10 protein-coding genes are annotated in these 14263 nt (G+C 33.0%); 1 reads left to right on the forward strand and 9 read right to left on the reverse strand.

Translation table 11 applies throughout. The annotated features are described in order from the left end of the window. Positions 1-280: 280 nt before the first annotated feature. The 7 genes from ACFWE9_RS21940 to ACFWE9_RS21970 form a co-directional block, all read right to left on the reverse strand. A complete protein-coding gene (locus ACFWE9_RS21940; protein WP_377358773.1) occupies positions 281-2080 on the reverse strand; it encodes an ABC transporter ATP-binding protein in 1800 nt (599 codons plus the stop codon). A 268-nt stretch (positions 2081-2348) separates the two neighbouring features. After that, on the reverse strand, positions 2349-2831 hold the full coding sequence (locus tag ACFWE9_RS21945; RefSeq protein WP_377358775.1) for a lasso peptide biosynthesis B2 protein: 483 nt from the start codon (positions 2829-2831) through the stop codon (positions 2349-2351). A gap of 31 nt (positions 2832-2862) precedes the next feature. Next, positions 2863-3168 carry a lasso peptide biosynthesis PqqD family chaperone gene (locus ACFWE9_RS21950; protein ID WP_377358791.1) on the reverse strand — a complete coding sequence of 102 codons (306 nt, stop codon included), beginning with the start codon at positions 3166-3168 and terminating at the stop codon, positions 2863-2865. Then, positions 3162-4100, reverse strand: coding sequence for a phosphoenolpyruvate carboxykinase (ATP) (locus tag ACFWE9_RS21955; RefSeq protein WP_377358777.1), 939 nt, complete (start codon positions 4098-4100; stop codon positions 3162-3164). The genes ACFWE9_RS21950 and ACFWE9_RS21955 overlap by 7 nt, the downstream gene beginning before the upstream one ends. A gap of 99 nt (positions 4101-4199) precedes the next feature. Then, a complete protein-coding gene (locus ACFWE9_RS21960; RefSeq protein WP_377358779.1) occupies positions 4200-4325 on the reverse strand; it encodes a paeninodin family lasso peptide in 126 nt (41 codons plus the stop codon). A gap of 76 nt (positions 4326-4401) precedes the next feature. Next, on the reverse strand, positions 4402-6339 hold the full coding sequence (locus ACFWE9_RS21965; protein ID WP_377358781.1) for a lasso peptide isopeptide bond-forming cyclase: 1938 nt from the start codon (positions 6337-6339) through the stop codon (positions 4402-4404). 795 nt (positions 6340-7134) lie between these two features. Beyond that, positions 7135-8298 (reverse strand): nucleotidyltransferase domain-containing protein, encoded by a 1164-nt coding sequence (locus ACFWE9_RS21970; RefSeq protein ID WP_377358783.1) that lies wholly within the window; start codon positions 8296-8298, stop codon positions 7135-7137. A gap of 1333 nt (positions 8299-9631) precedes the next feature. Here ACFWE9_RS21970 and ACFWE9_RS21975 point away from each other — a divergent pair. Next, on the forward strand, positions 9632-9805 hold the full coding sequence (locus tag ACFWE9_RS21975; protein WP_377358785.1) for a hypothetical protein: 174 nt from the start codon (positions 9632-9634) through the stop codon (positions 9803-9805). 462 nt (positions 9806-10267) lie between these two features. Here ACFWE9_RS21975 and galE read toward each other — a convergent pair whose 3' ends face one another. Continuing rightward, positions 10268-11290 carry a UDP-glucose 4-epimerase GalE gene (gene galE / locus ACFWE9_RS21980; RefSeq protein WP_377358787.1) on the reverse strand — a complete coding sequence of 341 codons (1023 nt, stop codon included), beginning with the start codon at positions 11288-11290 and terminating at the stop codon, positions 10268-10270. Positions 11291-13618: 2328 nt separating this feature from the next. Then, the gene (locus ACFWE9_RS21985; RefSeq protein WP_377358789.1) at positions 13619-13801 is read right to left on the reverse strand and encodes a hypothetical protein; all 183 of its coding nucleotides are present in this window, start codon (positions 13799-13801) and stop codon (positions 13619-13621) included. Positions 13802-14263: the final 462 nt, after the last annotated feature.

A 14263-nucleotide genomic window follows, 5' to 3' on the forward strand; every position in this document is an offset into this window, starting at 1 on the left:
CCCATTATTTGATTGATTAATTCACATAATAGAAATTCATTTTTTTATTTCTATTCTTTTTTAACTTATGCATTGTTATGTCATATAACCCTGACGTTAAACCTATTCATAAGAAAAAAGCTGGTTACTTCATAACATCAACGGACCTTTCGTTATTTATATCAATTAAAAATGCTTGAAATACCATTTTTTATTGTAGTAATGTTAATTTATTTCATTTTCATATAGTGTCTAGCCAATGTTATAAAGAAAGGTCGACAAATCGGATTTTATTAGAGAATCACATACTGGATTCTATTTGGATACCTAGTAAATTGCTAAACATCCCTCTTTTTTCACTCGCTAGTTGTTTATATTCACCGACTTGAATAATTTCTCCCTGATCCATAACCAATACTTGATCCGCATTACGAATCGTCGATAACCGATGAGCAATGACAATAATGGTCATGGTTCCTTTTAGTCTTTCGATAGCGGCTTGGATCTTCGCTTCATTTTCCGTATCTAAGGCACTTGTTGCCTCATCTAAGACAAGGATAGATGGTTTACGTAAAATAGCTCGAGCTAATACAAGTCGCTGTCTTTCTCCTCCTGACAGTCGAACACCTCGATCACCAATGAGTGTATCAAGACCTTGTGGAAGCTTACTGACAAAATCAGCAGCAGCAGCGAACTCCAAAGACTCCCAAATGGATTTATCGCTTGCATTAGGGTCAATAATCATCAAATTTTCCCGTATAGTCGCATTAAATAAGAATGGATCCTGCGGTATATAACTAATTGATTTCCTTAGTGATAATAAGTGATCACTAGTAAGTGGAATATCATCAATACTGACCTCTCCCCGATCAGGTTGATTTAATCCCATTAATATATCAATTAAAGTACTTTTTCCAGCCCCTGATCGTCCTACTATAGCCGTCATACGGTTAGATGGTATGTGTACATATATATTTTTAAGTGCATACGTACTTTCATTTTGATTATACTTAAAGTAGACATTACGACAATCTAGCCCATTTTTTATTTCGATGAACTTACTATTTTTATAATCTGAATCATATAACTCTCTTGCTTCCCTACATTCATTTTGTAATTCTAACAATGCTTTAAATGATGGAAGAGTAGATCCTATTTGTTCTAAATTAGATTGGATACTTGTAAACCTTGGCCATAACCTTGAAAAAATAACCATTATCAACATTAATTGTGCTGGCTGGGCCATGAACATTTTTATTGAAAAAAACACAAAAATCGCAATTAAAAATGAAGAAACAATTTTGAAGATCATTTGAGAAGTTGTATTTAATGTAGTTAACTTAATTCTGTTTTTTTCCATTTTTTCAGTTAAGGAAAGAAACCACCTTAAATGAGAATCTTCTAATGAATTACTTTTGATATCCTTCATTCCATTAAGGTGATCCGTAATACCCGCTAAATATGTTTGTGTTAGTTGAAAGGTTTCTTTTCCTAAAGACTGAGACTTTTTGATGAATTTCCTGGAGAAGAAAATTAGGATTAATCCAAAAACTAAGATAAAACTAGTCATTGTAACGGATAGATAAAGTGCTATAACGATTTGAATGAAAGTAAAAATAAGAGAAGATAAGAACTGTAAGAATAAATTAATACCTACACTCACATTGAAGGTTTCATTTGTCATGATGTTGATGATATCAGTTTTCCTCTTTTTTAGGTAAAACCCCCAATTTACTTGCAGCAAACCTTCATAAGCCTCATCTCTTAAATGTCTAACAAAACCTTGTTGGATTTTAACTCCTAAGATTGTTTGATTCCGCTTAAAAATGCTTTGTCCTACCATTAAAATTACGTAAACTCCCAGTATCAATATAAGACTAATCGTTTCAGGAATTCCTATGAATAATTCATTAACCCAACTTAAAAAAGGAACTTCCTCTGTACTAATATCTAAAATACCGGTCAATCCAATCAACGGGATTAATAAGAAAATTCCTATACCCTCTAAAAAACCTATTAAAATCATACAAATAAGATTGATATATAGAATTTTCCCCGAATAATCATGTATCCGCTTGGTAAAATGCAAGAGATGCTTCAAAACCATATCCTCCTATCACAGAGCTTGTTTGTTCGTTATCCCGAATGTCTACAGAGCATTTTGCAATATTGCTAAGTTACGACATTTGAAGGAAAGGCATTGGGGCACATTGTAGGTTTATAAGAGCTTCTACCTAATGGATAGAATAGAATACGAATGGGGTTGGTGATTCGTAGAAATAGGGATTTGTTTATTTATAAACTCTCTAATATAAACAAGCGTTGCCGAAGGAGATCGAGTTAAACGTTCCCCCTTTGTATCGAGAACGTTAACTAGATTTTTCTTCTTCCAGCTTTCCAATACTGTTCTCTTTAGCGAATTTAGAAACGACAGTGAACCTATCCATCACTTCAGCACCGGTTATATAAAAAGGACCGCTACGTAGCCAAGCATGTGCAATGAGTTCTCCATTCTCATCTTTAGCTGTACCTAAATAAAGAGTACTATCAATATTTCTTTTCTCCAGCATTTTCATGCCAGCCATTGCCTTTACAAGGCATTGACTTTCCCAAAAAGTATAGCGGCTCATAATATGAATAGCTCGTGATATACTGGCTAAAACCTCTTTATTCGATGAACTAGATGTATATGATGTCTCTTTCATTTGTTCACCTAGTGAAGGAGCAACTTTTGAAAATGAGATGCTCTTAAGATAGCGGGCTCTACCTAAATGTAAAAAGGCCTCAATAAGCAGCAGCTTTGTTTTATAATTCAATCGAAGAAAATTACGAGCTTTCTTTGTGATATTCATTGTTTCCTCCTAGAGCTAGAAATTCATGATACTAGGAATTGATTCTATCTTCTATTTTAACTAGGCCTTGCTCTAACAATTGATTTATAAAGTCCGTCACTTGTTCCTCACACTCGGTTTGAGCTACATCATATTGAGACTTTAATGTTGTAACTAACTCTTGAATCGTAATGGGCTCCTTCATTAAATCCCATATCTCTCCACCCAATTCACCTAAATTATAATACTTTCCTTTTTGAACACTTAACATCACTTTTTCTCCATCCATGTCACTTGCGATGTTACCCTCTCTTTGTACAATTGCTTTTTCTAACGTAATTAGTTGTGTTTTCAAAATATAGAATCCTCCTCGTTTATATTTTCTAATATTTGAGATACAAGATTATTGACTGTAAATCCTGTGTTAGGCCGATGCAATTGATACATATGGATTTTATTTAAAATATTTACCGACTCCATAAAATGCCACTCCATTAAGCCTAATCGTGGGACTAGAAAATTACGATATGTATGACAGAATAAAGTTCGGAAACGTTCTAGTTGATTTATTTTTTGTAGTGTAACTTCTCCATGCTCTGTTTTTACTAATTCAAATACAGTGCTTAATGGTAAAGGTTCATTTGAAAAACTAGACGTAACTGGTACAGCAAATTTTGTTTCCCTTTCAAATAAAGGCTGGTAATCTTTCTTTTCTATTCCAAAAGCTTGTAAACTTTCTTGCCATAGTTTTTGTTGTGGATATGAGGGCGTTATAAAGGGTTTATTGTCTTTTGATAGAGAAACAGGGATAACATCATCGCTTAAAAGTTGAAATCCTTCTTTTAAAAAGGCCGCAGCAAGTGTTGATTTTCCAGCTCCTGAATCACCAACGAACGCATATGCCTTCCCATTGATATTTACTGCACTTCCATGTAAAGGTATCACTTTTTTCTGAAGTAAGATAATCCCCATACATGTTCCAAGAATATATAGTCGAATATGATCCTCATCAGAATTTGATATAGGTGAAACGGTAATTTTCTTTCCTTCTTGAATCTTAAATATGGCAATGCCGGGAACTTGAAACATAACCATATAATCCTCAACAACATATTTTTGTTTTGGCAAAAGAACTTGCTTCTCCCAAAGCTCTGATAAATCCCCGTATTCAATTTCCACATCGGTCATGTCCTTGGAAATTCCGAGTCTGGGTACTTCAGGAAGGGGTATTTCACTAAAAAGGTTCAATCCGAAAGCTCTATAACCTAAATTTTGTACAATCTCTACCATCTCTTTCACTCCATATACTAGAAAAATTAATCAAAGCCCTTATACCTTAAAAATTGTATAAGGGCAGTTATTACTAGGGGAAAACAATCAAATCTTTAATTAACTATGGTGAACCATTTCATCTGGATCATTCTGCACACCATCAGGGATGGTTATACCAGGACCTCCCATAGTCATGTTAATGTTAAGTACTTCTACTTTTGGAGTTTGCCATTCTTTTTTCATTTTTGTCACCTCCTTTTAATGAGGTTATTTAATAGGCTCTGTTAAACTATATGGTTGATTCTTTTTTCAACCATCATCATAAACATAGCCTTTTAATAAAACGATAAACAATTAAACCTCTCATTAAAATTCTAAATTCAGAATCAAAGGCAACATTAGGCTGGGGTTCTGTGCGAAACTTGTTAAGTGCCTTCTTAATTGCTCCCATATTCAAAAAATTAGCTATAATCGGATCCTGACTAAGCTGTTCCACTTCACCAATAAATGCATTCCAGTTTGGGAGCATTCTAGCAATGGTATCTGCACCCTGTACTCCCCGAGTTTTCTGGTTTAATCTAATGTCATCAGGCAAATACCCTTTTGTGGATCGTCTAATGAGTGATCGATCTAAACCATTCTGCACAAATTGTTCCAAAGGAAGGGATAAACAAAATTGAATAACTCGTAAATCATTCGTAGGGTCATGTCCCTGTAATGAATACAGCAAGGATAATTTAGTTCCACTTGTTCCCGTTGTATTCCACATATTCAGATAACTAAAGTGATTTTTCCTAATCTCATTAATATTTATAGGATTAACGCCCATTATATTGATTCCTTGTTCCTCTAGTTTAGAAAAAACTTTAGTTCTCCGAGCAAAATCATCATTAATTAATAATGGCGAATCATCTTGATTATTTGCTTTGATATTAGGATGAAAAGGATAAGCCTTTTTTCCAATCACTTTCATTACTCTCGATCTTTTTACTCCCATATTTTTGCTATAAGAATTTACTTCATGATAAAGGCGGATCCATCTCATTTTTCTTAATAATAAGGCATAGTAATCAAAAGTCGGTCCCCAAGAAATTGTAAAATTCCCCCTTGCACCGTTTAACAATACTCCTATTCCAAGCTTGTTAGCCTCTTCATATATCCCCTTCACCCAGACAGAATTTTCAAAAAACTTATAGGGCATTTCCATTATTTCTAGCCAATCATCTAGTACTGATAATGAGCTTTGGCCTTCAAACTTTAAATACTTAGCATTGATATTTCCAACATGATTAACTGTAGATTTAATAAGTGGACTCTCATCTGCTAATCGTTGTTTTGGGGTCCAATCATCAAATTCATCAATAGGGATAGAGCTAAAGGTATATAATTTTTTATTTTGGTTTCGGAGGGTATTTGCAGCAAAGCTGACAACCGATCCTGAATCCAATCCACCGCTTAAATTGGCTCCCACTTTACGGTGTGTACGTAATCTCGAAGTAGCTGCCCTTTGAAAAACATCTCTAAAAGCCTCTTCGTATTCGTTATTTGATTTCAAGTGCAATTTCTCACTATCTACTACGGAACAATATCTCGAAAGCATTACTTTATTTTCTACTATTGATATTGTATGGGAGGGAGGTATTTGATCTATATTTTTATAGACTGTTGAAAAAGCATCTACAGTATCATTCATCCCTGGAATTGCTAAAAACTCCGCTAACCACTGCTCATTCAGTTTTTTTTCGATATATGGTAATTTAAGAAGAGGTTCAATAGTTGTACAAAAAGCAAATTTCTCATGATTTTTGTGATAATAAAGCGTTCTACTCCCTGCGAAATCTCTTGCCCCAAATAACTTTCTTTTCTTCTGATCCCAAATCATAAATGCAAAGTCACCGATTAAATGCTTAGGAGTTTCTTCTCCCCATTTTTGATAACTTAATAGAATAAGTTGACTATCAGTTAGAATACTTCTATCAATTTTACTAATATGTAGTTTGTCGAATAATTCTTCACGATTATCAATAATAGCGTCAGCTGTGATTGTACACTGCCTTTCAGAATCGTGGTACGGAAGCTGTTCACCTACAGATTCAGGAGTAATCCATTGGGCGTGGCAACCGAGAAAAACCTTTTCTGAATGCCATATTTGGATAGAATCAGCAGGATATTTCTGTAAAGCCGTCATTAAATTACGACCATACTGGAGATTTACAGGCTCTTCATTCAAATGATAAATACCGGTTATAGCACTCATGTTTTCCCCCTGCTTGCTTATATATATCTATAAAAGTTTCTTAGAGTTTTGATATCATACAATTCTACGAATATTAAAAACATTAACCGTATTCTAGTTTTAGTATTTTTCAATGCTTTTTATAGACTAGATTGTTTGAATTAAATAGTTTTTGATTATTAACGAGATAAAATTAATATTTAGTTGTTGTATAAAATAATCTTGTCCTTGGTACCTTTTTAAATTTTTGTTCTTTATAAAGAATTTAACAAGCTAAAATTACCATTTATTTATACCTATGTCAATAATTTTTATTCCCAATTACATACCCAAAATATCTAACCAGGTATTAAACAATCTTTCATTTTGTTAATTATTCGATAAATTTCTGTAATATATTTTTCTTTCCAGTTTACCATACTTTTTATAGCCTAGATTGTTTGAATTAAATAGTCTTTTGTTTATTAACGAGATAAAATTAATATTTAGTTGTTGTATGAAATAATCTTGTGCTTGGTACTATCTTACAAAATTTTTGTTCTTTATAGCGAAACACATAAGCAAAATTTACCATATATTTATACCTATGTCAATAACTTTTATTCCCATATACATACCAAGAATACCTTTCCCGGTATTAATCAATCTTTCATTTTGTTAATTATTCAATAAATTTCTGCAATATATATTTCTATCCAGTTATGAAGATAGAAAAATAAGCATCCACTCTTTACTTAAAAGTGAATGCTTTTAGTGAATTAATAGCTATTTTCATTATATCTAATATAAACCTACATTTTTTAACAAAATATATTTTTATGAGGGTTTCCTTGTCTTTCTCCATACCACTAAAAACGGGCGTAATGGAAAATATAAAAAATGAAGAGGTTTAGGCACTCGCAATGTCATCGGATCCGCAGAGTTGGGATAAAACAAAATCAAAAAGACGAAGAATCTTTGTAGATTTGACTTTAATGATAAGGAATAATTTTGATAGCATTCGCTTGACATAATGGTTTCTAAAGATTCAGTTCCTTTGATGAAGTCTATAGCATTTTGTGCTATTTTTTTTGAATCTGTTCCTTCTGTTAACTTTTCCCAACCTTCATTCATGTGAGTTTTTAATAGCTCCGAAGCTAAAATTAGAGCCTGTCCAACTAATTTACGGTTTTGGTATTTACCAATAAGTGAATTAATATCTTCCAACTTTAATCCTTTTCTTAACATTTGGTCTATATCTAGCAACCAACGAAGGCGAAACCACCCATGACGAGCACCGTGTGAAATTAGGTATAATAACAAATCCTCTTTCCCTAAAAAATAAACAGGATAACTTGTGAGAGTACTTACCCTTTTCCGTTCCCATAATTCATTAAATTTTGGTTCCTTCATTGGAAAAGATTGAAACCTCCAATGTAATTCAAGCTGGATATTCTTTTGAGGATGGAAATAAACAACGTGGTGTCTCCTCCATTTCCACTCGTTTAAAAAATTTGGAACAACCTCTTTCTCGTAACCAATACTAAGAAGGAGTTCTTCTGCACTTTTTAAATCGGTTATTGAAATTAGAATATCTAAATCCTTAGAAGTTCGTAGGGAAATATCCCCATAAATATCAGCAGCAATTACCGGACCTTTCAAATAAAGAAGACGAATTTGATTTTCAGTAAACAATTCACTAACTTGTTCCATCTCTCCACTTAAGAGAAGCATTTGAAGTGTATTTTTTTTGAATTCTTTGTACAAGGTTTGAATAATATACGGAGGTATCCGATTATCATCAGCTTTTTTCAGTTTAGTATAAATTAAGGGATAAACGCGATGATGCATAGCCAATTGGAGGAATTCACCCCAGTTAATATCTATTAATTCTTTTTTTAATAGACCTACACTATCATAGTCTTCCGTCTTCAAAATCTCTAGTAATAGCCTTAATTCTTTGGATAGACTAGACAAATCAAGAGTGTAATTATTATCCATCATTTTCTCCTTTTATATGCCATTTCCCTAAATGTTGAATAACAGCGTTCTTAAGATTTAACAAGGAGGAATCAGTATTTTACCATTATAGAAGTAATTTTTTCACTACATAACTGAGCACCTTACTTTTATTGTTCCCTCTCGAAAAGTTAATTTGGATATTTCCTTTGTTATTTTGTAGGATATACAATAGGGTGCATTGCAATATCAATCATTTTTGTCATTTAAATAACTTAAATAGCATTTGAAAATAATAAGATATATTGTATAAAAGAACCTTTTTTGGATTTCAATGTTTCAAAATAAATAATCAATGGGCAGTTATCTTAAATAAATATTGAAAAGTGGTTAGAAATTGTAAATTATGTAAGCGCACATTAAAATATCTGCTTGATTCTCTTTTATTAATTGATATAACTTTTTAAACAAACAAGGGTCAACCCAATGACTGAATCAACAAACGCGATAGTATTATCCTTTTGCTACTTTTAAACCAGTATTCCTTACAGAGGTAACTCCACCATTATCTTTATGTATAGCAATAAAACCTTTTATCTATTTGACAATATTGAAAAAAAAAACACTTTTGTCAGTTGTGATCCATCATTCACCAATATAATTTTCCAATTCATTATAAGTTTTAACACTATCTAACCATAGGTAAGGAATTTTAAGTATTATATACTGAAAATTGTGATTTGCATTTTTATACTCATTTCCATTGAAAGATTGGTGTTATTAATCATTAAAATTTATAATCTTCTTAAGAACTTATGGTATAACAAATGTTATAGTAATGTTACCATTTTATATACCTATGTCAATATGTTCAGACTACTAATTAACTTAAAATTCAATAATTTCATTACTATTGGTCTATTTATCTTTTATTTCACCATACAGTTTTCACTTCTATCTACTCAGTGGTGTTTAAGATGGCATCATAAAAAAAGTAGGTTATGGCATTTAATTTGTGCGGTGCCGTAGGCGCTGCACAAATTAAAAAAGCCACTTGCCAACATCCTGAAAATCAATACACTTCCTGTTGGGGTAAAGTCTCAGGAGATTTTAAGGAGATGTCGGCAAGAGCCGAGATAAATTATATCAGACATGAAGCAAACAAAAAGATAATTAATTACTCGGAATTTACAAAAAAACAGAGATAGATTCTAAAACAGTAAAGAAGTATGCGATCAGGAGGATTTCAGCCCAGAGATCAAGTCCGAACAAAACAGACCTTCACCGGTTATGGATTCAGTTAAGCATATCGTTGATGATTAGCTCCTGGAGGATTTTAAACAAAAAAAGGAAATTTCATAGAACAGCTAAGAGAATGTGGGAACAATTAAGGGAAGAGCTAGATTTTAAAGGTCCTGATCAGACAGTTCGGAGTTATATATCAAAGCGTAAGAAAGAACAATTAGATGAAGCGACTCAAGCAACTTTACTACTTGAGTCGAACTGGCTCGGCACAAGTGGACTTTGGGGAAGCCCCATTCAAAATTGATTTTGAATAAACTTGGTTACATCCCCATATATAAACAGGGGGGCAGAATTATTATTATTTCAAGTCATTTCTATTTGTTATTAGACCAAGAGTATTATTATTATAACGAATCTACAGTTTGGTCAATGGAATATGTCTTTGGGGAACTAATCTTAAGGAGAAAGTCATTGATCGGCTCATTCACTAATCATTACATTTAATCCCATTAATGGCGATAGCAATCCTATAAATGAAGAACGAGTTATAAAACTCTTCCGTTAACTGAGGTTACCCATATGGCAATACCTTTGAAACTATCTGATTAAATGGAAATTTTTATTCCATGAAAATGGGGAAAGAAACCGTTGGTGATCATAAAGATGTTAAACATTAAAGAAAAAATCAGGCTACCAAACTCCAAAATATTTGGAAACATGGTAGCCTAAAGGCTGTTTTATAATTGCCTCATTTCGCTAAGTAACTTTAATAAGTTGTTTTATCATACCCATTTGGATTATCTGTTTGCCATTTCCACGAGTCTTTACACATTTCTTTTAGATCCTTCTCTGCACGCCAGCCAAGGACTTTATCAGCTTTTGTTGGATTTGCATAACATATTGATATATCGCCAGGTCGTCTTTCCATAAATTGATAAGGAATCTCTTTCTTATTGACTAAGCTAAAAGTATTGATTAAATCCAGAACACTGTATCCAGTACCGGTGCCCAGATTAAAAGTTTCAACTCCTTCATTGCTATCCAAGTATTGTAGGGCTTTCAAGTGCCCTTTTACTAAATCGATCACATGAATGAAATCCCTAACTCCTGTACCATCGTGAGTCTCATAGTCATTTCCGAAAACAGAAAGCTTTTCTCTTTTACCGATTGCAACCTGTGTGATATATGGCATTAAGTTATTTGGTATTCCATTCGGATTTTCCCCAATTCTTCCACTTTTATGAGCACCAATTGGGTTAAAGTAACGTAATAAAGCTATCTTCCAAGTGGGGTCCGAAACTTGCAAATCTCGTAAAATCTCTTCAACCATCAATTTTGTACGTCCATATGGATTGGTTGCAGACACTGGAAATGATTCATCAATTGGAACTCTATCAGGATTTCCGTACACTGTAGCCGATGAACTAAAGACGAGTTTTTTTACATCGTGCTTTGCCATTATTTCACAAAGATTTATAGTCCCTGTTATATTATTATGATAATATTTTAATGGAATTTCCACTGATTCACCAACCGCTTTAAGTCCTGCAAAGTGCAAGACAGCTTCAATATCATGATTCTTAAAGATAGTGACCAACTCATCACGATCTAATAAATCGCATTTATAAAAAGGAAATTCCTTGCTAGTTAATTCCCTAATCCGATTGATTGATTCGAAATTACTATTTGACAAGTTGTCCATTATTACAATATTATAGCCACTTTTTAAAAGTTCTACTGCTGCGTGACTTCCAATATAGCCAGCGCCTCCAGTTACTAGTATTGTCACTTTAATCCCTCATTTCGATTATGGAAAGAAAAAATATTTATTTCTTTACCACATATTGGTTCATTCCTATATTAGTTAATTTCTTACTTAATAATAATACAACACCTAATCGTATACTAATTCATTATATAAGTATACTCCATTTAACCATCCTATGGTTGATGTAAGATTTTATTTTGCAAGCAATTAAACGACAATCAAAAAATATTTAAATTAGTTCGGTGTAACTGACTCTTTATAGCGATTGGCATCGACATTAACAATAGAAATGACATGGAATAAAAACTGCCCTCTGTTTAAATAGAGGTATATAGCTTTTACGTATTCGACCAAGCGCTCAATATCAATAAACCAAGTGTTAAAATAAGAGCAAGCTATGTTGAATTAGATTGCAATGAAATGAGCTTGGATATAAACTGATAGGCGACCAAACCTTTTTTCTCAATAAGGATTAACAACACCTACTATGTACGTTTTACAAATAACACCTTCACTTCTTAAGGGAATAAAAGCTTATTTAATCACGACTACGGAACGACAGTCAATAGACAAAATTCATCTAACACATCGGTTTTCGTTACTTCGATACAACACTGGGTAAGGTAATTGTATGGAAAAAAATGAATTTGGTAGATGTAATTGTCAAGTACATTTGAACACTTTCACTCATTAATTTTGAAAACCTTCTTCATTAAAATTAGTTTGGTGATGCCGCATTCGATAGCTTGGATCTGTCATATGAACAATTTCTGCTAATGTATTAAACGATCTAGTATGGTTGTCTCTACGCCAACATCACCTCCTAGTAACTCAGTTCATTCCTTTGGAGAGCGATTGGACGTCAATATGATGGAAGAATGGTTATACAAATCTAATTGAAAAAACTCTTGAATCCAAAGCGGGTACATTAAATCATCAATAATGACTAACTGTGCTTCATTCGTTTTATTCTTGTTTGTGACTTCCTTGTAATCCCATGGTTTTCAAGGTTTGAACTAATTATTAGCGTGGATTGAACATATTTTCAACTTAATATTATTAGGACGCATGTTCTGGGAAGACACACTTGGCTGTAGGATGGGGATTAGAGCCCATCAAAGAAGGATACAATTCATTAGTCGATTGATTTCCTTTTGATTGGCCGTGTAATCCAGCCAATGACGAATATAATAATAATTTAAAGTGTGCAATGTAGATTCATGCTTTCTTTGAAGAAATTATTCTTTAGATACAGAACCGTTCTTTCCGCTTATCCCTTGGTTTGAGCACGATGAGGTTTACACGCTTTTGGATCGATCCCATAAAAGGCTAGTAAATCCTCAAAGGTTCGATTAAAACGAATCTCAACCGGACTATGCTTCGTGACTACTGCCTTATGGAATCTGTTCTGGCAGACCGTTAAAGTAGACAAAGGCATTAATATGACATTTATCAGTATTCCTAATTTCATATCCGTAGTAAATTTCTACATATTTCATTCTCGAATAATTTAAAATTAAAAATTATTATGAATGCATACACTTTTTGAAGCTTGCCATCCACCTCATACATGCCTACATCCTCTCAATAAATCTGAGCTAGCATTCCTAGTGGAGTTTCATATCTTACTGTGGCTTGTTTTTTGTCTGAACCCGATAGAGTTTAACGAACTCCCGAGAATAGTTGTTTTCCCCTCGTAACCCATGGCCTGAATTTCTTCAAAAAAGGAATCAAACACTCCAACTCTATTAAATGATAAGATGATTATCTGTTTTTTTTTTAGGAATATTAAACCGTTGATATTGGGTATTTTAGCACTGATGATGACAGCAATTTTGAAACTCTACATATTTATATCTTGAATTGGCTAATACAAATAAAATAAAGACTAATTTAACAGGTTTTTCTTGTTTGTTTTTAACGGTCATAAACCAAAATCAAATTGAATTTATTTCCCCATTGGTGGATCTGGATATTCTCTTAACCAATGAAAGATTATTTGTTAGTGTTCGTCTGATTTCTTTTTTCTTGTCAGGGTTGATGCCGTCCACTCTGCCATTTCATCGGGTTGTCTTCTTTACGTACTTATTTACCGTATTTCTCGATATATCTTAATTCTCTTGCGATTGCAGATATACTGTACTTCTGATTATGCATTCCTCTAATTCTACATACATTTTATTAATTTCTCACCCTTTTTTATGAAATTTAAAATAAAAAGTTTAATAACGCATCAATGGTATGTTTATTAAACACAGATATTTCAAATCCTTATGCTTGAAAAACTGTATATAGAATTCCACTTGAACCGAGTAGGATCGTACTGACCTTGCCGACGATTTCCCATTTTTATTTTCGTGTTTCAATATCTGACTGGTGCTCTTGAGCATCCTTACCAATCACATGATCGAGCAATTTATTCGTAATCACTTTATTCCCATTAATTAAATCTCTGGTTGATTCGTTCCCTTTCATGACAGTCAGTTCCAAGCTACTTTGTCCAGATTGTAATTTGGCGAGGTTTGTCTTCAAAAGAGATGCATCCTGCTGGTATTTTTCATCGTTTTGTTTTTAGCTGCAATAGTTGTTGCCGATGATTCTCAAGCTCTAAATCAACTTCTTTAAACTTTTCTTCATGCTCTTGGACCTTGTTTTTTCAAATCAATTCCCTCCAATGTCCATTGCCCCCTTTTAACTCTCTCTGTATTTGAGCAAAAAAAAAAACATACTCAAGTAGGTGTGTTTTCTTACATACGAATTCTTTTTATTTAGTATATTGTGTTTTAGACTATCAACCTAGTAAACTGTATTTATCTTAATTTTGGAGGTTATTCTGTGCAAAAAATCTTTTTTAATCCGTTACGCTACATTGGAGTTTTTTTAGTTTCCTTGATCCCAATTTTTGAAATTTTAAATAATTTGGGAAATATAAATATTTGGCCAGTAATAAAATCATATCCAGCTTATTTCATTGCTATGGCACTTATAGTGTAC

Source organism: Peribacillus sp. NPDC060253, from assembly GCF_042727425.1.
In the GTDB taxonomy this organism is placed as follows: Bacteria; Bacillota; Bacilli; order Bacillales; family DSM-1321; genus Peribacillus.

Coding starts and splice junctions, on each gene's coding strand:
- ACFWE9_RS21945 (WP_377358775.1), bottom strand. CDS start 2,831: ATGAATATCACAAAGAAAGCTCGTAATTTTCTTCGATTGAATTATAAA.
- ACFWE9_RS21955 (WP_377358777.1), bottom strand. CDS start 4,100: ATGGTAGAGATTGTACAAAATTTAGGTTATAGAGCTTTCGGATTGAAC.
- ACFWE9_RS21960 (WP_377358779.1), bottom strand. CDS start 4,325: ATGAAAAAAGAATGGCAAACTCCAAAAGTAGAAGTACTTAACATTAAC.
- ACFWE9_RS21965 (WP_377358781.1), bottom strand. CDS start 6,339: ATGAGTGCTATAACCGGTATTTATCATTTGAATGAAGAGCCTGTAAAT.
- ACFWE9_RS21970 (WP_377358783.1), bottom strand. CDS start 8,298: ATGGATAATAATTACACTCTTGATTTGTCTAGTCTATCCAAAGAATTA.
- ACFWE9_RS21975 (WP_377358785.1), top strand. CDS start 9,632: ATGTGGGAACAATTAAGGGAAGAGCTAGATTTTAAAGGTCCTGATCAG.